The sequence below is a fragment of the Jiangella aurantiaca genome (genome assembly GCF_004349105.1).
GTDB lineage: Bacteria > Actinomycetota > Actinomycetes > Jiangellales > Jiangellaceae > Jiangella > Jiangella aurantiaca.
This window is the reverse complement of the sequence record NZ_SMLB01000032.1, coordinates 45,859-63,981: the sequence shown is the minus strand read 5'-3', so window position 1 is coordinate 63,981 and position 18,123 is coordinate 45,859. Positions and strand designations below refer to the sequence as shown.

At 72.7% G+C, this 18,123-nt stretch carries 19 protein-coding genes; 10 read left to right on the top strand and 9 right to left on the bottom strand.

Going from position 1 to position 18,123, the window contains the following annotated elements; genetic code table 11:
* Positions 1–418 (bottom strand): glycerate kinase (locus tag E1262_RS20325; protein ID WP_162606009.1); only part of this gene is annotated, 418 nt, incomplete at its 3' end.
* A 256-nt stretch (positions 419–674) separates the two neighbouring features.
* On the opposite strand from E1262_RS20325, the gene nagA reads away from it, so the two are divergent.
* From nagA to nadA, 3 genes are all read left to right on the top strand, one after another.
* Positions 675–1,961 carry an N-acetylglucosamine-6-phosphate deacetylase gene (gene nagA, locus E1262_RS20320; protein ID WP_162606008.1) on the top strand — a complete coding sequence of 429 codons (1,287 nt, stop codon included), beginning with the start codon at positions 675–677 and terminating at the stop codon, positions 1,959–1,961.
* Between the two features lie 57 nt (positions 1,962–2,018).
* Positions 2,019–2,837, top strand: coding sequence for a GNAT family N-acetyltransferase (locus E1262_RS20315; RefSeq protein WP_203454094.1), 819 nt, complete (start codon positions 2,019–2,021; stop codon positions 2,835–2,837).
* A 102-nt stretch (positions 2,838–2,939) separates the two neighbouring features.
* On the top strand, positions 2,940–4,133 hold the full coding sequence (nadA, locus tag E1262_RS20310; protein WP_420810548.1) for a quinolinate synthase NadA: 1,194 nt from the start codon (positions 2,940–2,942) through the stop codon (positions 4,131–4,133).
* Positions 4,134–4,277: 144 nt separating this feature from the next.
* Here nadA and pspAB read toward each other — a convergent pair whose 3' ends face one another.
* From pspAB to E1262_RS20290, 4 genes are all read right to left on the bottom strand, one after another.
* On the bottom strand, positions 4,278–4,844 hold the full coding sequence (gene pspAB, locus E1262_RS20305; protein ID WP_132104955.1) for a PspA-associated protein PspAB: 567 nt from the start codon (positions 4,842–4,844) through the stop codon (positions 4,278–4,280).
* Between the two features lie 4 nt (positions 4,845–4,848).
* Entirely contained in the window at positions 4,849–5,751 is a 903-nt protein-coding gene (htpX, locus tag E1262_RS20300) for a zinc metalloprotease HtpX (RefSeq protein WP_132104954.1), read from the bottom strand.
* A 121-nt stretch (positions 5,752–5,872) separates the two neighbouring features.
* Positions 5,873–6,166, bottom strand: a complete 294-nt coding sequence (gene pspAA / locus E1262_RS20295; protein ID WP_132104953.1) for a PspA-associated protein PspAA — start codon at positions 6,164–6,166, stop codon at positions 5,873–5,875.
* Positions 6,163–6,957 carry a PspA/IM30 family protein gene (locus E1262_RS20290; protein ID WP_132104952.1) on the bottom strand — a complete coding sequence of 265 codons (795 nt, stop codon included), beginning with the start codon at positions 6,955–6,957 and terminating at the stop codon, positions 6,163–6,165. Before E1262_RS20290 ends, pspAA begins: the two co-directional genes overlap by 4 nt.
* A 135-nt stretch (positions 6,958–7,092) precedes the next feature.
* Here E1262_RS20290 and E1262_RS20285 point away from each other — a divergent pair, with 135 nt between their 5' ends.
* The 3 genes from E1262_RS20285 (at position 7,093) to E1262_RS20275 (ending at position 9,286) form a co-directional block, all read left to right on the top strand.
* Positions 7,093–7,680, top strand: a complete 588-nt coding sequence (locus E1262_RS20285; protein WP_132104951.1) for a DUF3043 domain-containing protein — start codon at positions 7,093–7,095, stop codon at positions 7,678–7,680.
* Complete coding sequence (locus E1262_RS20280; RefSeq protein ID WP_238992995.1) at positions 7,677–8,177, top strand: GNAT family N-acetyltransferase; 501 nt, start codon at positions 7,677–7,679, stop codon at positions 8,175–8,177. Before E1262_RS20285 ends, E1262_RS20280 begins: the two co-directional genes overlap by 4 nt.
* 107 nt (positions 8,178–8,284) lie before the next feature.
* The gene (locus E1262_RS20275; protein ID WP_132104950.1) at positions 8,285–9,286 is read left to right on the top strand and encodes an aldo/keto reductase family protein; all 1,002 of its coding nucleotides are present in this window, start codon (positions 8,285–8,287) and stop codon (positions 9,284–9,286) included.
* Positions 9,287–9,371: 85 nt separating this feature from the next.
* On the opposite strand, the gene E1262_RS20270 is transcribed toward E1262_RS20275, so the two are convergent.
* Positions 9,372–9,593, bottom strand: a complete 222-nt coding sequence (locus E1262_RS20270) for a hypothetical protein (protein WP_132104949.1) — start codon at positions 9,591–9,593, stop codon at positions 9,372–9,374.
* 370 nt (positions 9,594–9,963) lie between these two features.
* Between E1262_RS20270 and E1262_RS20265 the strand changes: the two genes are divergently transcribed.
* Entirely contained in the window at positions 9,964–11,154 is a 1,191-nt protein-coding gene (locus E1262_RS20265; RefSeq protein ID WP_162606007.1) for an MFS transporter, read from the top strand.
* A gap of 11 nt (positions 11,155–11,165) precedes the next feature.
* On the opposite strand, the gene gcvT is transcribed toward E1262_RS20265, so the two are convergent.
* Together gcvT and E1262_RS20255 are read right to left on the bottom strand one after the other, a co-directional pair.
* On the bottom strand, positions 11,166–12,272 hold the full coding sequence (gene gcvT / locus E1262_RS20260; RefSeq protein ID WP_132104947.1) for a glycine cleavage system aminomethyltransferase GcvT: 1,107 nt from the start codon (positions 12,270–12,272) through the stop codon (positions 11,166–11,168).
* A gap of 11 nt (positions 12,273–12,283) precedes the next feature.
* Positions 12,284–13,753, bottom strand: coding sequence for a S41 family peptidase (locus E1262_RS20255; RefSeq protein ID WP_132104946.1), 1,470 nt, complete (start codon positions 13,751–13,753; stop codon positions 12,284–12,286).
* Positions 13,754–13,892: 139 nt separating this feature from the next.
* Between E1262_RS20255 and E1262_RS20250 the strand changes: the two genes are divergently transcribed.
* Together E1262_RS20250 and E1262_RS20245 are read left to right on the top strand one after the other, a co-directional pair.
* Positions 13,893–14,654, top strand: a complete 762-nt coding sequence (locus E1262_RS20250; RefSeq protein WP_132104945.1) for a metallophosphoesterase family protein — start codon at positions 13,893–13,895, stop codon at positions 14,652–14,654.
* Between the two features lie 52 nt (positions 14,655–14,706).
* Positions 14,707–16,206, top strand: coding sequence for a leucyl aminopeptidase (locus E1262_RS20245; RefSeq protein WP_132104944.1), 1,500 nt, complete (start codon positions 14,707–14,709; stop codon positions 16,204–16,206).
* A 37-nt stretch (positions 16,207–16,243) separates the two neighbouring features.
* On the opposite strand, the gene E1262_RS20240 is transcribed toward E1262_RS20245, so the two are convergent.
* Entirely contained in the window at positions 16,244–16,567 is a 324-nt protein-coding gene (locus E1262_RS20240) for a hypothetical protein (protein WP_119659348.1), read from the bottom strand.
* Between the two features lie 163 nt (positions 16,568–16,730).
* Between E1262_RS20240 and lpdA the strand changes: the two genes are divergently transcribed.
* The gene (lpdA, locus tag E1262_RS20235) at positions 16,731–18,113 is read left to right on the top strand and encodes a dihydrolipoyl dehydrogenase (RefSeq protein WP_132104943.1); all 1,383 of its coding nucleotides are present in this window, start codon (positions 16,731–16,733) and stop codon (positions 18,111–18,113) included.
* Positions 18,114–18,123 lie beyond the last annotated feature (10 nt).

Sequence of the window (18,123 nt, the reverse complement as noted above, 5' to 3'; positions counted from 1 at the left end):
CGCCCAGCCCCACGACCACCCGCCGGGCCCCGGCGTCGACGGCGTGCGCGACCAGCTCGCCGACGCCGTACGTGGACGCTCGCGCCGCGACGCCCGGGACCGGCGTGCGGCCGTCGTCGCCCAGCGGGAGCAACGCCAGCCCGCACGCCTGCGCCGACTCGATGTACCCGACGTCGCCGGCCAGCAGGAACGTCGCCGGGACCGGCTCGCCGAGCGGCCCGGCGACCGTCGACGCCAGCAGCTCGCCGCCCAGGCTGGAGTGCAGCACGTCGACGAAGCCGGGCCCGCCGTCGGCCATCGGGACCGTGACGACCTCGTCATCCGGTGCGGAGCGCCGCCACCCCTCGGCGATGGCGTCGGCGGCCTCGACGGCGGTGAGCGTTCCGGCGAACTTGTCCGGTGCAACCAGGATCCGCATGGCCAAGAAGTGTGCCGTATCGCCGTCTCGGCCCACCCGCTGGTTCCTTTTCCCTTGTGGGACCCGTTGCCGCCTGGGACCTCGCGGTCGGCGTTGGGCGGGATCCGCTCCGTCCCGCTGGTTAGACGCGCGACTATGTCGGGTATCGTCCGGTCATCGACATGACCAGCGGCTACGAACTCGCGATCACGCTGGTGCAGTCTGGGGCCGACACCGTGGTCGCCACCAGACACGCCGGGCGGCTCGGTGGTGCGCCGTGACGGCCGCGGCCGGAGGCGGGTCGTCGCCCGGCGACCATCCCGAGTCCGAGCACCGGTCCGCGCGAACGGGCCGCCCGGTACGCACCGCCCTCACCGGCGGCACACTGCTGTGGGCCGACGGCCGGCTGGCGCCGGGCACCGTGGTGTTCGCCAACGGCGTCATCCAGACCATCGCCGCGGGCGAGGTCCCCGCCGGCACCGATCCCACCGACGCCGTCCGGGTCGACATCGTCCACGACGTCACCGGCCGCATCGTCGCGCCGGGTTTCATCGACACACACGTCCACGGCGGCCTGGGCGCGAACTTCATGGCCGCCGACGCCGCGGCCGGCACCCGCATCTCGCGCTGGCTGGCCGCCGGCGGCGTCACGGCGTGCCTGGCGACCACCGCGAGCGTCGAGGCCGACCGGCTGCATCGGACGCTGGCCGGGCTGGCCGCGCTGCGCGGCCGGCTGGCCGGTGGGCTGGGCATCGACCTGCTGGGCATCCACGTCGAGGGGCCGTTCCTCGCCCCGTCCCACCACGGGGTCCACCGCCAGGAACACCTGCGGCTGCCGTCAGCGGAGGCCGTCGACGCCCTCCTGGAGGCCGGCGACGGCGCCGTCCAGGTGGTCACGCTCGCGCCGGAGCTGCCCGACGGCATGGACACGGTCGCCCGGCTCGCCGACGCCGGCGTGCACCCGTCGCTAGGCCACTCGGGTGCCTCGTTCCAGCAGGCCAAGGCCGCCATCGGGCGCGGGCTGGACCGCGCCACGCACCTGTTCAACGCGCTGCCGCCGATCCACCACCGCGCGCCCGGCCCGGTACCGGCGCTGCTCACCGACCCGCGGGTGCGCTGCGAGCTGATCGGCGACGGCGTCCACGTCGGGCCGGAGATGCTCCGGTTCGCCGTCGACGTCGCCGGCTGGGAGCGGCTCATGCTGGTCAGCGACGGGTGCGACGTCGCCGGTCTGCCACCCGGACGGCAACAGCGGTGGGACGGCACCGAGGTCGAGGTCACGGAGACCGCGTCGCGGACGCTCGACGGGACCGTCGCCGGCAGCATCACCCGGCTGGGCGACGCGCTGCGCACCGTCGTCCGCGACGGCGGCATCGCGCTCTCCGACGCGCTGCGGATGGCCTCCACCGTGCCCGCCGAGTCGCTCGGCCTGGCCGACCGCGGCCGGCTGACTCCCGGCCGCATGGCCGACATCGTCGTCCTGGACGCCGAGCTGCGCGTCCATACGACCTACGTGCGTGGTGAGATCGTCTTCGACCGCGAGGAGATGGGTACGACGGGCTGAGGCCGGCTGGTGCTCCGGCGCCGGACCTGGTGATGTTGGGGCATGCGGATCCGGCCGATGCGACCCGAGGATGTTCCCGCGGCGGAGCGGCTGACGGCGCTCGCGTACGGCACCGACCGGACCGACGACTGGCGGCGCCGCTGGTGCGACCGGATCCGGCACCTGCTGACGACGGACCCGGGCGGCTGCTGGGTCGCCGACTCGGACGCGGCGGTGGTCGGCGTGGCGGTCGCGCTGCGGCGTGACCTGCTGTGGGTCCTGTCGTCCTACGCCGTCCACCTCGATCACCAGCACCGCGGCGTCGGCACCGCGCTGCTCGACGCCGCCGTCGGCTACGGCGCCGGCTGCCTGCGCGGCATGCTGACATCGCGGCCGGACCATCAGGCGCTGCGGCGCTACCGCCGGGCCGGGTTCACGCTGCACCCGACGATGCAGCTCACCGGCGTGGTCGACCGGTCCGCGCTGCCCGCCGTCGACGGCGTCCGCGTCGGCACCGCGGCCGACCTCGACCTCGTCGACTCCGTGGACCGCCGGGTGCGCGGGGCCACCCACCGGCCCGACCACGCCTTCGTCATGGCGCACAGCACGCTGCTGGTCTGCGACCTGCTCACCGGCAGCGGCTACGCGGTCGTGGCCGAGTGCGGCGTCGCGCGGCTGGCGGCGACGAACCGCGCCGTCGCGCAGCGGCTGCTGTGGGCGGGGCTGGCACGGACCACGCCCGGGTCGCCCACGAACGTGCGGAATCTCACATCCGACCAGGAATGGGCCATCGACGTCGGCCTCGCCGCAGGTCTGCGCCTCGACCTGGACGCCTACCTGGCGTTACGCCACATGCGGCCGCCCGCGCCGTACGTTCCGTCCACTGCTTTCGGTTAACAGCATGGGACGATTGTGGGTACGGCACGTGTTCTCACCAGTGCCGAGGCGACGCGGTCGCACGCCGCACGACGTGGTCGGCGCCGACTGCCGGAGAAAGGGCTGCCAGCCGTGACCGTGACCCAGACCCAGTCGACACCCGTCCCGCTGCTCCTGCTGGGCCGGGGCGCCGACCCGCAGAGCGAACGCGGCGTGGAGTGTCCGGGCGACCTGCCCGCCGCCAGCGACCCCGACCTCGTCGAGCGCGCCCGCAAGGCCCGCGCCACGCTGGGCGACCGGGTGTTCGTGCTGGGGCACCACTACCAGCGCGACGAGGTCATCCAGTTCGCCGACGTCACGGGCGACTCCTTCAAGCTGGCCCGCGACGCCGCAGCCCGCCCCGAGGCGGAGTACATCGTCTTCTGCGGCGTGCACTTCATGGCCGAGTCCGCCGACATCCTGACCGGCGGCCACCAGCAGGTCGTGCTGCCCGACCTCGCCGCCGGCTGCTCGATGGCCGACATGGCCCGCATCCTGCAGGTCGAGGACGCCTGGACACGGCTCGAGGAGGCCGGCGTGGCGGCCGGCACCGTCCCGATCACGTACATGAACTCGTCCGCCGACATCAAGGCCTTCTGCGGCCGCAACGGCGGCGCCGTCTGCACGTCCAGCAACGCCCGGCAGGCACTGGAGTGGGCGTTCGCGCAGGGCGAGAAGGTGCTGTTCCTGCCCGACCAGCACCTGGGCCGCAACACCGCCGTCCTGCAGCTGGGCCTCTCGCTGGACGACTGCGTGGTCGTCGACCCGCACAAGCCGGGCTTCGGGGTCACCGACGACGAGCTGCGCGCCGCCAAGATCCTGCTCTGGAAGGGCCACTGCTCGGTGCACGGCCGGTTCACCGCCGAGTCGGTGGCCGACGTCCGCGCCCGCATCCCCGGCGTCAACGTGCTCGTCCACCCCGAGTGCCAGCACGAGGTCGTCCTCGGCGCCGACTACGTCGGCTCGACGGAATACATCATCAAGACCATCGCCGCCGCGCCGGCCGGCTCGGCCTGGGCCGTCGGCACCGAGCTCAACCTGGTCAAGCGCCTGGCCGCCGAGCACCCCGACAAGACGGTCGTGTTCCTGGAGAAGACGGTCTGCTTCTGCGCCACCATGAACCGCATCGACCTCCCGCACCTGGTATGGGCGCTGGAGAACCTGGTCGAGGGCCGCGTCGTCAACCGCATCGAGGTCGACGACGACACCGCCCACTGGGCGCGGGTAGCGCTGGACCGCATGCTCGCGCTGCCCGGCAGCGGCGCCGTCAAGGCCTGACCCGGCTCTGCACGCGCCGCGTTCGCCGTCCCTCTGCTGCGATGATCATCGACGATCGCCCACATCACCAGGATTACGGGAGCCTCAACACGATTGCAGGCGTGTTGAGGCTCGGGTGATCCTGGTGAGGGCTCCCGGATCGCGTCAGACGCCGGGAGCGCCCCAGACCGGGAACCAGCGGCTGACGTCGGGCTCGATCGGGAGGTCGCCGCCGACGAGGGCGCGCACCTGCAGCTCCAGCGCGTTGTCGCGGTCCTGTCGCTGCGCGTCGAGCGGCGCGAACGGATAGAACGTGCCGCGCTTGTAGAGGTAGACCAGCGCCAGCCCGCGGCCGTTGTCGGAGTGCAGGCCGATGGTGGTGCACAGCAGCGACGGCCCGAAGCCGGCCTCTTCGAGCGTGGAGTTCACCGCGTGGAGGTCGGTGCACAGCTCGGACATCGCCGACGGGTCGCGCCGGACCACGAGCCAGGTGTAGCCGTAGGCGTCGTGCACCTCTTCGGGCTCGGCGCCGCCGAGCAGCGTGGTGACGTCGGCCTTGAGGCGGGCGAACGGGCCACCCTCGGCCTGCCGGAAGCACACCGCGCCGACCCCGGTCGGGCGCATCTGCGCCGACGTCTCCAGCGTCAGCGCCGCCGTGGGCAGCGCAAACAGGGCGTCGAGGTTGGGCTGGACCTGCTTGGATCGACCGAAGATGGCGTCGAGGAGACCCACGTATTCACTCCCGGCCCAGCTCGACGGAGATGCGGCTGAGCTGCTCGAGCCGCTTCTCCAGCGGCGGGTGCGAGGCGAACAACGACGCGATGTCGATCTTGCCGGTGAGGGCCGGCACGAAGAAGAACGCGTTGTACGGCTCGGCGGCGCGGAGATCCTTGCGCGGGATCTGCGCCATCTCGCCGGAGATCTTGGTCAGCGCGCTGGCCAGGGCCGACGGCTGGCCGGTGAGGATGGCGCCGGCGCGATCGGCGGCCAGCTCGCGATACCGCGAGAGGAGCCGAGTCAGCACGAAGCTGACGCCGTAGACGACGGCTGCAACGACCGTGACGACGAGCACCATGATCGCGGCGTTGTTGTTGCCGCCGCGGTTGTTGCCCAGACCGGACCAGAGCAGCATCTTGGTCAGGAAGCCGGCCAGCACGCCGACCACCGAGGCCACCGTCATGACCAGGACGTCGCGGTGCGCGACGTGGGAAAGCTCGTGCGACAGGACCGCCTCGAGCTCGCGCTCGTCGAGCCGGCGCTGGACGCCCCGGGTGACGCAGACGACGGCCCGCTCAGGGCTGCGGCCGGCGGCGAACGCGTTCGGCAGGTCGGTGTCGGCGACCGCGACCCGCGGCTTCGGCATGTCGGCGAGCGCGCACAGCCGGTCGATCATGGCGTGCAGCTCGGGCTCCTCGGCCGGCGACACCTCGCGCGCCCCCATGCCCGACAGCGCCAGCTTGTCGGAGAAGTACCACTGGCCCCACAGCACACCCAGGCCGATGAGCACACCGAGCCAGACGGCGCCCGTGCCGTAGGAGATGGCGCCGATCAACACGACGTAGAGCAGGGCCAGGACGACCATCGTCAAGCCCATCCGGAACGAGAGACCCCGGTCCGGGGCGAACCTCGAGCGAGCCAACGTGCTTCCTCTCCTACCTGCGACGGGCGAAAGCCCATCCGCTATGGGAACGCCGTCGCGAGCCCGGCGGTTCCCGCGCCCGGCTGGGCGAGCCCGGCGGGCCCACCCAGCCGCGACCGGGTCACTTGGCCGGCGGCTCCGACGGGACCAGGCCCTCCTCGGTGAGCAGCTCGCGCACCTCGTCGATGTGCGCCTCGTCGTACGGCAGCACCAGGTCGCTGTCGACCAGGACGTCGTCGGCGACCGCGGTGCCGGCCCGGCGGACCTCGTCGAGCAGGGCCGTCAACGCCGCGCGGAACGCGTCGTCGTCGCCGCCGTCGATGGCCTCGCCCAGGGCGTCGTCGAGTCGGTTGAGCTCCTCGAGGTGGGTCTCGTCGACCTCGAACTGGCCCTCACCCATGATCCGGACGATCACAGCTGGCCCTCCTCGCGCTGCCGCTGCGGCTCAGCCGCCTCGGCGTCCGGAGCCGCGCCGTTGCCCTCGAGCTGCCGCGGTGGCTCGGCGCCACCGGTCAGCTCCTGCTTCATGCGCGACAGCTCCAGCTCGACGTCGCTGGTCGAGGCCAGGCGATCGAGCTCGACGGTGATGTCGTCCTTCGAGGTGCCGGTGGGGTCCTCGAGCGCGCCGGAGGCGAGCAGCTCGTCGATGGCGCCGGCCCGCGCCTGCATGTTGGCGGTCTTGTCCTCGGCCCGCTGGACGGCCAGGCCGACGTCGCTCATCTCCTCGGAGATGCCGCTGAACGCCTCGCCGATGCGGGTCTGCGCCTCGGCCGCGGTGTAGCTGGCCTTGATGGTCTCCTTCTTCGTGCGGAAGGACTCGACCTTGGCCTGCAGCCGCTGCGCCGCGAGGGTGAGCTTCTCCTCCTCGCCCTGCAGCGACTGGTGCTGCGTCTGCAGGTCGGTGATCTGGTTCTGCAGCCCGGACCGGCGGGTCAGCGCCTCGCGGGCGAGGTCCTCGCGGCCGAGAGACAGCGCCTTCTGCGCCTGCTCCTGCAGCTTGCCCGACTGGCCCTGCAGCTGCGTCATCTGGACCTCGATGCGCTTGCGGCTGGTGGCGACGTCGGCCACGCCTCGGCGCACCTTCTGAAGCAGCTCGAGCTGCTTCTTGTAGGAGTAGTCAAGCGTCTCCCGGGGGTCCTCGGCGCGGTCGAGCGCCTTGTCGGCCTTCGCCCGGAAGATCATGGACATTCGCTGGAGGATCCCCATGAGGCCAGGTATCCCTTTCTCGAGCTGGTGAGCACTGCCACACACAGTGTTTACACCCAACCCTACGGCCCAACCTTAAGATGTAGTGCCTCGGCGTGGCAGGGCCGGCGTGAATACTGTCCTACCCTGGTAGACGTGTTCCGTCGCCGAACTTCTCCCGAGACCGCTGACGTCCCCGCCGCCGAAGCCGCGGACGCCCCCGGCCACGCCGGTGGCAAGGGCCGTCCCACGCCGAAGCGCTCCGAGGCCGAGAAGGCCCGCAAACAGCGGGTCCGGCCTGCGCTGAACCGGCGCGAGGCAATGCGCCGCGAGCGTGAGCGCATGCGCGCCGAGCGCGCCAAGACGCGCGAGGCGATGAACACCGGCGACGAGAAGCACTACCTCGCCCGCGACCAGGGCGAGGTGCGGCGGTTCGTCCGCAACTACGTCGACTCCCGGCGCACGGTGGCGGAGTTCTTCCTGCCGCTCATCCTGGTCATCCTGCTGACCAGCCTGATCGGGATCCCCGTCGTCCAGTTGGCGTCCACGATCATCTGGCTCGCGGTCATGGTGCTGCTCATCGTCGACTTGACGATTCTCGGGGTCCGGGTGAAGCGTGAGGTGCGAAAGCGCTTCCCCGACGACCCCGGGAAAGGACACGTGCTGTACGCCATCACCCGCGCCAGCCAGCTGCGCCGGCTCCGGCTGCCCAAGCCCCAGGTCAAGCCCGGGACGCTCGTGTGAGCACGGCGCCCACGGCCGACCGCGACGACACCGGCCTGTTCATCCGTGCGCTGCGCTACTCCGACCCCGTCGTGCGGGCGCTGGAGAGCGAGCTGCAGCTGGAGTACGCCGAGCGCTACGGCGACCCCGACGAGGGCCCGATCCTCCCCGAGGAGTTCACCCCGCCCGACGGCCTGTTCCTCGTCGGCTTCGTCGGCAATGAGCCGGTCGCCACCGGCGGCTTCCGCAAGCACGGCGATGGCGTCGCCGAGATCAAGCGCATGTACGTCGCCCACGAGCACCGCGGTGGCGGCCACGCCCGCCGGCTGCTGTCCGAGCTCGAGGCCCAGGCGCTACGGGCCGGCTACACCCGCGTCGTCCTCGAGACCGGGCTCAAGCAGCCCGAGGCGATCTCGCTGTACCAGTCCAGCGGGTACACCCCCACCGCGCCGTACGGCTACTACAGCGACGCCGAGCTGAGCCGGTACTTCACCAAGGACCTCGCCGCAGACGCGTAGCTTCCTCGTTCCTCCTGGGACTCGGCGCCCCTGGGACCTCGGGATCGGCCATGGGGCTGGCCGCCCTCGGCGCCGCGGCCCCAGCCGGACCCGATAGATTCGCGCGCATGGAATTTCGCACCCTCGGCCGGTCCGGCCTCAAGATCAGTGAGATCGCGTACGGCAACTGGATCACCCACGGCTCCCAGGTGCAGGACGACACCGCGATCGCCTGCGTGCGCGCGGCCCTCGACGCCGGCATCACGACCTTCGACACCGCCGACGTCTACGCGGGCGGCCGCGCCGAGGAGGTCCTCGGACGCGCGCTGGCCGGTGAGCGGCGCGAGTCGCTGGAGATCTTCACCAAGGTGTTCTGGCCCGCCGGCCACGACGGCCCGAACGACCGCGGCCTGTCGCGCAAGCACATCCACGAGGCGATCGACGCCTCGCTGCGCCGGCTCGGCGTCGACTACGTCGACCTCTACCAGGCGCACCGCTACGACGCGAGCACGCCGCTGGAGGAGACGATGGAGGCCTTCGCCGACCTCGTCCGCGCCGGCAAGGCGCTCTACATCGGTGTCTCGGAGTGGACTGCCGACCAGCTCCGGCAGGGCCACGCGCTCGCCCGCGAGCTGCGTATTCCGTTCGTCTCCAACCAGCCGGAGTACTCCATGCTGTGGCGGGTGATCGAGTCGGAGGTGATCCCGGCGTCGGAGGACATCGGCGTCTCGCAGGTCGTCTTCTCCCCCATCGCCCAAGGCGTGCTCACCGGCAAGTACCGGCCCGGCCAGGCCGCGCCGGAGGGCTCCCGCGGCGCTCTGACGAGCAGCGGCTCGGACATCGGCCGGCGCCTGCTCACCGACGACGTGCTCACCCGCGTCCAGAACCTGCAGCCGCTGGCCGAGCAGGCCGGGCTCTCGCTGGCTCAGCTGGCGGTCGCGTGGGTGCTGCAGAACGCCAACGTCGCGGCCGCCATCGTCGGCGCCTCACGGCCGGAGCAGGTCACCGAGAACGTCGCTGCCAGCGGTGTCACGCTCGAGCCGGATCTGCTGAAGGCGATCGACGACGTCCTCGGCGACGCCATCGTGCGCGATCCGGCCGAGACGGCCAAGCGGTCGCCGAAGTACTGACACCGGAGACAGCGCGAGCCCCGCGGCGGGCCGGACCACACCGGACCCGCCCGCCGCGGCACGTCCGCGCCGCCCGCGTCCGCCGTCAGTCCGGCGGGGCGAGGCTCATCGGGCCGTAGACCTCGCGGCCGTCTTCGATCAGCACCACCGAGTCGACGCCGGCCTCGACCAGTTCCCGCCAGTGCTCGCCCAGCCAGCTCTCGGCGTCGGACTGGGTCGGGAACCCCGCGTCGGGGCGCCCCGCTCCGTCGTCCACGCCCGGCACGGGTCCGCCGTCCGCTGCCAGGAACCGCCACGTCCAGCTCATCTTCGCCTCCCGATCAGCGCCGTCACTCCGCCCCGACAGTACGGTCCGCCGGCCGCGGAGCGACGCCCGCCCCGATGTTGCCCACGTCACATCGAATGCCGCGTCATGAATCGGCGGCCGCTCTGTCTTGACGGGTACAAGGGCGCGTCGTTGCCGCGCAGGGGACGGCAACGACGCGCCCTGAAGCCACCTCCCCAGGCGGTTCTGACGAGCGCCGCGACGCGCCCGCGGGCGCCTTGACAAGACACCCGTCATGCTGTTGCCTTCCGCGTAAAGTTCAGTTCGCGGGGGGCGGGAGTTCATCGACGTGGGTAGTTCAGCGCCCGCAAGGCGCCAGCGTCTGCTCGACGATCCGGACATCTTCCGGTACGTGGCGGCGCGCATCGTCTCACTGACCGGCTCGGCGGTGACGTTCATCGCCATGCCGGTCCTCATCTACGGCATCACGGCCTCAGCCACGTGGACGTCACTGGTGATCGTCGCCGAGGCCGTGCCGTACCTCGTGTTCGGCCTGTGGGCCGGCGCGCTGGCCGATCACGTCGATCGGCGCCGTATGATGGTCGGTGCCGACCTGCTGGCGGCGCTGACGCTGGCCACAGTGCCGGTCGCGTTCTGGTTCGAGTCGCTGACCGCGACGCACGTGCTGATCGCGACGTTCGCCGTCCGCACTGTCTACGTCTTCTTCGACGCCGCCAACCAGGGCGCGCTGCCCAGCCTGGTCGGCCGGGAACGGCTACCGGCGGCCAATGCACTGGTGGCCGGCGGCAGCACGGTCGCCGAGACGGTGGTGCCGATGATCGCCGGCGCGCTCATCGTCGTCATCTCCCCCGCGTCCATCATCGCCATCGACGTGCTGACGTTCGTCGCGTCGGCGATGCTCATCCGTGGCATCGTCCGGCCGCTGACCGGCGCGCGAGACCGCGAGAGCACGCTGCGGCTGTCCGCCGTCGCCGAGGGGACCCGGTTCATCCTTCGGCACGAGATCATCCGGGTGATGATCGTCATCGGGGTCCTGGTGGCGTTCAGCGCCGGTTCGCTGATGGCCATCCTCGTCGTCTGGGCCGACCGCACCCTCGGCGTGCAGGAGGGCGACTGGCGGCTGGGCATGCTGTTCGGCGCCTGGGGGATCGGCGCCGTCGTGGGCAGCGTGCTCATGCCCCGGCTCATGCGACGCTTCGGCGGGCCGCGGGCCGCGCTGATCGTGCTGCCGTTCGCAGCCGTCGCCGGGATCACCGTCGCGCTGGCGGGGAGCTGGCTGTCCGGCGCGCTGGCGATCGCCGGCTGGTCGCTGATGTATCTGGTCATCGCGACCATCTCGGTGACGCTGCGGCAGCAGGTGACGCCTGAGCCGCTGATGAGCCGCGTCATGACGGCCGGGCGCATGGCCACCTTCGGCGTCGGCTACCCGCTGGGGGCGGTCGTCGCCGGCGCGCTGGCCGGTGCGCTCGACACCCATGAGGCGGTGCTGGTATGCCAACTGTCGCTCGTGGTCGCGGCCGTCATCGCCTGGCTCTCGCCGCTGCGCTCCGCGCCCCGGCGGCTGGACGTCGCCGAGGGCTGACGGCCGGCGGCTCAGCCCTCCTTCGTCGACGGCTGCACGAACGGCGGCCGCACCACCTCGAAGGCCTCGGCCCGGCCGCGCACGTCGACGTACACCTCGGCACCCTCGGCGACGTCCGGCGGCAGCAGCGCGAGGCCGATCCCCTGCTTCAGCGTCGGCGAGAACGTCCCCGACGTGACGGTGCCGGCCGGCTCGCCGTCGACCGTCACCGTCATGCCCGGGCGCGGGATGCCCCGGCCGCGTGCCTTGATGCCCTGCAGCCGCCGGGCCGGGCCGGCCGCCTTCTCCGCCAGTAGCGCGTCGCGGCCCCAGAACGCCGGCTTGGACCAGCCGACCGCCCAGCCGGCCCGGGCCTGCACCGGCGAGATGCCCAGCGAGAGGTCCTGCCCATGCAGTGGGTAGCCCATCTCGGTGCGCAGGGTGTCGCGGGCGCCGAGGCCGGCCGGCGCGATGCCGTACTCGCGGCCGGCCGCCAGCAGCGCGTCCCACACCGTCCCGGCGTCGGCCCACGGGACCAGCAGCTCGTAGCCGCGCTCGCCGGTGTAGCCGGTGCGGCAGACGGTGAGCGGGACGTCGTCGTGCGTGGTCTCGGTGAACGACATGTACGGGTGCCCGGTCGGCAGCCCGAGCGCGGTGAGCACCTCGTCGCTGTTCGGGCCCTGGACGGCGAGGACGGCGAAGTCGTGGTGCCGGTCGCGCACCTCGACGCCGGCGGGCGCGGCCGCCGTGAGACGGCGGACCACCTCGGCGTTGTTGGCGGCGTTCGGCACCAGCAGCAGGTCGTCGTCGGCGCGCAGATACACGATGAGGTCGTCGACCACTCCACCGGACTCGTCGCAGCACAGCGTGTACTGCGCCTGCCCCGGGCCGATCTTCTCCAGGGCGTTGGTGAGGCAGGAGTCGACGAACGCCCGCGCGCCCGGCCCGGTGACCGACGCCTTGCCCAGGTGGCTGACGTCGAACAGCCCGACCCGCTCGCGCACGGCGGTGTGCTCGTCGACGACGCCGGTGTACTGCAGCGGCATCGACCAGCCGCCGAACTCTGCGAACTTGGCGCCCAGCGCCACGTGGCGGTCGTACAGTGAGGTTCTGGCGAGGTCGTCGGTCGTCACGGCCACACCCTACGGCGTCACCAGCCGGTGTCGGCGGCGGTGACGGCAGCACCGGTCGCGAGCAGGTGCGGCGGCAGCTCGCGGTCGACAGCGAGCCCGGCACCCTCGACGCACCGGCCGCCGGGCTCGTAGGTCAGCGCGGTGCTGACGCTGAGGACGACGCCGTCCAGCAGGCCGACCGTCCGCGGCCGGCCGCTGCCGCCGCCGCTGGGCTCGCCGACCAGCTGGACGTGGCGCATCGTGCGCAGCCCGAGCAGCGCGTCCTCGGTGGCGGAGTAGCACAGCCGGTCGACCAGGAACCGGGTCGGACGGGTCCAGCGGCCGGCCTCCGCCGGGGTGCCGGTGATGGGCGCCGGGCCGGCGAGGCCGCCGTCGCCGGTGCTGAACCGGACGGTGCCCAGGGCGGTCGCGCGGTCCAGGAACCGGTCCCGGAACCGCAGCGCCGTCACCAGGTCGCCGCCGGAGTTGCCGCGGACGTCGACGACCAGCCGTTCACACCGGCCCAGCTCGGTGAGGGCGGCGTCCAACGCCTCTGGGTCGGACCAGGCGCGGATCCGCAGGTAGCCGGTGCCGGACGGCAGCCGCGACCAGCTCACCGGCCGGGGCTCGGTGTCGTCGAGCCAGCTCCGCTCCCGGCCGCCGGCGGACCGGACGACGACGCCGGCGGCGGCGCCGCCGGTCAGCGTGAGCGCCCGCCGGCCGGCGAAGGACTCCAGCGTCCGGGCCTCGGCGCCGGTGGTCGCCCGCAGCCGCGCCGCGTCGACCGGCTCACCGCCCACGGCGACCAGGAGGTCGCCGGGCCGGGCGCCGGCCGCCCAGCCCGCGCTCCACCGCGGCACGTGCGCGAGCCGGACGCTGCCGCCGCCGCCCCGCGCCGTGTACGGCAGCACCCGCCGCGGCCCCGCCGCCCGGACCGACGTGTGCGGGTCGCGCAGCTCGGCGATCCAGCGCTGCAGCGCGTCCAGTCCGCCGTGTACGGCGGCCTCGCGGTGCCGCGCCACCAGCGCCGGCCAGTCCAGGCCGCGCAGCGCGAACGCCGGGTACGTCCAGGCCACCTCGGCGGCCAGCCGGTCGGCGGCCTCGGCGGCGGTCCGGGCGGGCCGCGGCGTCAGCACGCCTGCCGCGCCGGTGCGGACCGCCGTGCGCAGCAGGCTCAGCGCGACGCCCGCATCGTCGCCCGCCGTCACCACGACGACGTCGCCGGCGAGCTCGACCGCGGGACCAGCCATGGCCACGCTGCCGGTCCGCCGACGCCAGGCGGCCAGCTCGGGATGCGGAGCGCCCGGCACGTCGAGAAACATGGTCGGCCCGGCACCCGCGGCCCCGGACCTGCGGACCTCCACCGGCGCGCCCAGCTCGGCGGCGAACTCAGCCCGTTCCCGGGTGACGAGCTCGGCCAGGTGCCGTGCCGCCGCGTCCCCGCCGTCCGGCAACACCATCCACGCGACGGCGGCGCCCACGAACGGCCGCGGATCGACGATGGCCATCGCCCCATCCTCGCCGAGACCGGCCGCGTCCCCGCGTCCCGTCCGTTGATCTTGGAGAAACTGTCGAGATCCGGTCCGGAATGTCCGATGAATTCCACGGTTACTCCAAGATCAACGCGGGGGTGAGAGCATCGGACGCATGGTCGCGTCCGTCGCCGTGTTGTCCGACATCCACGGAGCGCTGCCGGCGCTGGAGGCGGTGCTGGCCGAGCCCGACGTCCGGGCGGCCGAGCGGATCGTGCTGACCGGCGACATCGCCGCGGGCCCGCTGCCCGTGGAGACTCTGGACCGGCTCGTCGGCGAGGGCGAGCGGGTCGTGTGGGTGCGGGGCAACGCCGACCGCGAGCTGGTCGCCGTCGCGCGGGGCGGGACGTCGGGCATCGACATGTCGGACTGGGCGGGCCGGCAGCTGCGGCAGGACCAGGTCGAGCTGCTGGACGGCCTCCCCCACCCCGTGACGCTCGGCGTCGACGGGTTCGGGCCGGTGCTGTGCTGCCATGGCACGCCGCGCGACGACGACGAGGTCGTGCTGGTCGACAGCTCGCTGGACCGCTGGGCCGACGTGCTGTCGACGGTGCCCGACGACGTGCGCACCGTCGTCTGCGGCCACACCCACATGCCGTTCCAGCGGCTGGTCGACCGCCGGCTGGTGGTGAACCCGGGCAGCGTCGGCATGCCCTACGGACGGCCCGGCCCGCACTGGGCGCTGCTGCGCGACGGCGTCGTCACGCTGCGACACACCGCCGTCGACCCGGACGAGCTCGCCGACGCCGTCGTCACGGCCAGCTCCTACCCCGGGGTGGCGGCCTGGGCGGACGCGTACGCCCGCACCGTCTACTCCGACGCCGAGGCGCTGACGGTGTTCGCGCCGCGCGACGGCCGCCCGGTGGAGCGACGGTGACCCGGCGGTAGCATCGGGCGGAATCGACTGAATGAGCGACGTCAGGAGAACCGTGACCAGCATTGCCCTGTCCTCCGCCGCCCCGACGGGTCTCAAGGTCGACGCCGTCGTCGTGGGTGTGGCCCCGGGTGACGACGACGTCGTCCTGCTGCCGGGCAGCGAATCCCTCGACAAGGCCCTGAAGGGCTCGCTGGCGCGGCTGCTGGGTCAGCTCGGCGCCACAGGGAAGGCCGACGAGGTCACGAAGCTGCCCGCCATGGGTGCCGCGAAGGCCGGCCTGCTGGTCGCCGTCGGGACCGGTCCGCTCGCCGAGGCCGGCACGCCCGCACGGCACGAGTCGCTGCGGCGCGCCGCCGGCGCCGCCGCCCGCGCCCTGGCCGGTCAGCAGTCCGCCGCCGTCGCGCTGCCCGTCCTCGACGAGGCCGACGCCGCCGCCGTCGTCGAGGGCATCACCCTCGGCGCCTACGCGTTCGACCAGTACAAGAGCGGCGACTCGACCACGCCCGTCCGGTCCGTCACGCTGATCGGCCCCGGCATCAAGGCCAAGGGCGTCAAGGAGGCCGTCGCCCGCGCCGAGACCGTCTCCGCCGCCGTCAACCGCGCCCGCGACTGGGTCAACGTCCCGCCGCGCGACCTCACCCCGGCCACGTTCGCCGACGCCGCCACCAAGCTGGCCAAGAGCGCCAAGCTCGACGTCGAGGTGCTCGACGAGAAGGCACTGGCCAAGGGCGGCTACGGCGGTCTCATCGGCGTCGGCCAGGGCTCGGCCAACCCGCCGCGGCTCGTCCGCGTCGCCTACCGGCCGTCGCGGGCGAAGAAGCACGTCGCGTTCGTCGGCAAGGGCATCACGTTCGACTCCGGCGGCCTGTCGCTCAAGCCGGCCGACAGCATGGTGGAGATGAAGAGCGACATGAGCGGCGCCGCCGCCGTCATCGCCGCCGTGCACGCCATCGCCCAGCTGGGCACCAAGGTCGCCGTCACCGCCTACGCCGCGATGGCCGAGAACATGCCGTCGGGCAGCGCCCAGCGCCCGTCCGACGTCATCACGATCTACGGCGGCAGGACCGTCGAGGTGCTCAACACCGACGCCGAGGGCCGCCTGGTGCTGGCCGACGGCATCGTGCGGGCCGGCGAGGACGAGCCCGACCTCATCATCGACGTCGCGACGCTGACCGGCGCCGCCGTCGTCGCGCTGGGCAAGCGGGTGTCCGGCATCATGGCCAACGACGAGAAGCTGGGCGCGAAGGTCCACGACACCGCGGGCCGGGCCGGCGAGGCGATGTGGCCGCTGCCGCTACCCGCGGAGCTGCGCGAGAAGCTCGACTCCCAGATCGCCGACATCGCCAACATCGGCGACCGCTGGGGCGGCGCGCTGCAGGCCGGGCTGTTCCTCCAGGAGTTCGTCGCCGACGGCATCGACTGGGCGCACCTCGACATCGCCGGACCGGCGTTCAGCGACAAGGCGTTCGGCTACACCCCGAAGGGCGGCACCGGCGCGGCCGTCCGCACGCTGGTGCGGCTGGTCGAGGACGTCGCCGACGGCGTCATCTGAGGGCCGGCCGCTTCGGACGGCGGTCGCGGCGCAGCAGTCAGGCGCCGCGGCCGCCGTTCTTGCGGTTCCAGTCGCGCATGCGCTGCGGGTAGCCGACCACCTGCGCGTCGTAGGCCGGAATGCCGAGCTTGCGGGCCAGCGCGTGCGCCGCGCCGGCGTCACGCACGCGGCGGCGGGTCCACTCGCCGTCGTGGGCGACGAAGACGACGGTGGTGGCCGTCATGGTCGTGGGCGGCTCGACGAACGCCTCGACGCCGCGGCGGCTGCGCGCGAACTCCTCGAGGTGCTTGACGTCGGCGGAATCGGCAGCGCGATCCAAGCTGCCGTCGGCGCTCTTCCGCCGTCGCCGGAACAAGCCCATCGTCGACCTCCGTGTTCGTCCGCCTGGTGAGAACCAGGACCGTATCGCGACACTACCTGCTCACCGTGCAACGTCCCGGTCCGGTGAATGGTGTCGGAACAGCGAATGGAAGGATGCTGTTGACGCGGTAGCGAGGACAACGACGACATCGAGGAGCACCACCGTGGCCGACACTGCCGGTTTCGACGTCATCATCCTGGGCGGCGGGAGCGGCGGCTACGCCGCGGCGTTCCGCGCCAGCGAACTGGGCATGAGCGTCGCGCTGATCGAGAAGGACAAGGTCGGCGGCACCTGCCTGCACTACGGCTGCATCCCCACCAAGGCGCTGCTGCACGCCGCCGAGGTCGCCGACAACTCCCGCGAGAGCGAGCAGTTCGGCGTCAAGACCTCCTTCGAGGGCATCGACATGGCCGGCGTCAACGCCTACAAGGACGGCGTCGTCGCGCGGCTGTACAAGGGGCTGCAGGGCCTGGTCAAGGCGAACAAGGTCACGCTCATCGAGGGCGAGGGCAGGCTGGTCGCGCCCAACGCCGTCGAGGTCGGCGGCACCCGCTACGACGGCCGCAACGTCATCCTGGCGACGGGGTCGCGCTCGCGCACGCTGCCCGGGCTGGAGATCGACGGCACCCAGGTCGTCAGCAGCTACGAGGCGTTGACGCTGGACCGCGTGCCGGCGTCGGCTGTGGTGCTGGGCGGCGGCGTCATCGGCGTCGAGTTCGCCAGCGTGTGGCGCTCGTTCGGCGCCGAGGTCACCATCGTCGAGGCGCTGCCCCGGCTGGTCCCGCTCGAGGACGAGGCGTCGTCGAAGGTGGTCGAGCGCACGTTCCGCAAGCGCGGCATCGGCTCCAAGACCGGCGTGCGGTTCGCCGGCGTCGAGAAGCGCGACGGCGGCGTCACCGTGTCGCTGGAGAACGGCGAGACCATCGACGCCGAGGTGCTGCTGGTCGCCGTCGGACGCGGCCCGGTCACCGAGGGCCTGGGCTACGAGGAGAACGGCATCACGCTCGACCGCGGCTTCGTCGTCACCGACGAGCGGCTGCGCACCGGGGTGCCCGGCGTCTACGCCGTCGGCGACATCGTCCCGGGCCTGCAACTGGCCCACCGCGGCTTCGCGCACGGCATCTTCGTCGCCGAGGACATCGCCGGGCTGAACCCGGTCCCCGTCGACGACCTCGGCATCCCCAAGGTCACGTACTGCGACCCCGAGGTCGCCTCCGTCGGCCTCACCGAGGCGCAGGCCAAGGAGCGGCTGGGCGACGACAAGGTCGAGACGATCGAGTACAACCTCGCGGGCAACGGCAAGAGCCAGATCCTCAAGACACAGGGCTTCGCCAAGCTGGTGCGCGAGAAGGACGGCCCGGTCATCGGGCTGCACCTCGTGGGCGCCCGGGTCGGCGAGCTCATCGCCGAGGCGCAGCTCATCTACAACTGGGAGGCGCTGCCCCACGAGGTCGCCCAGCTCATCCACCCGCACCCCACCCAGAGCGAGGCGCTGGGCGAGGCGCACCTCGCGCTGGCCGGCAAGCCGTTGCACGTCCACGGCTGACCTGCCGGGG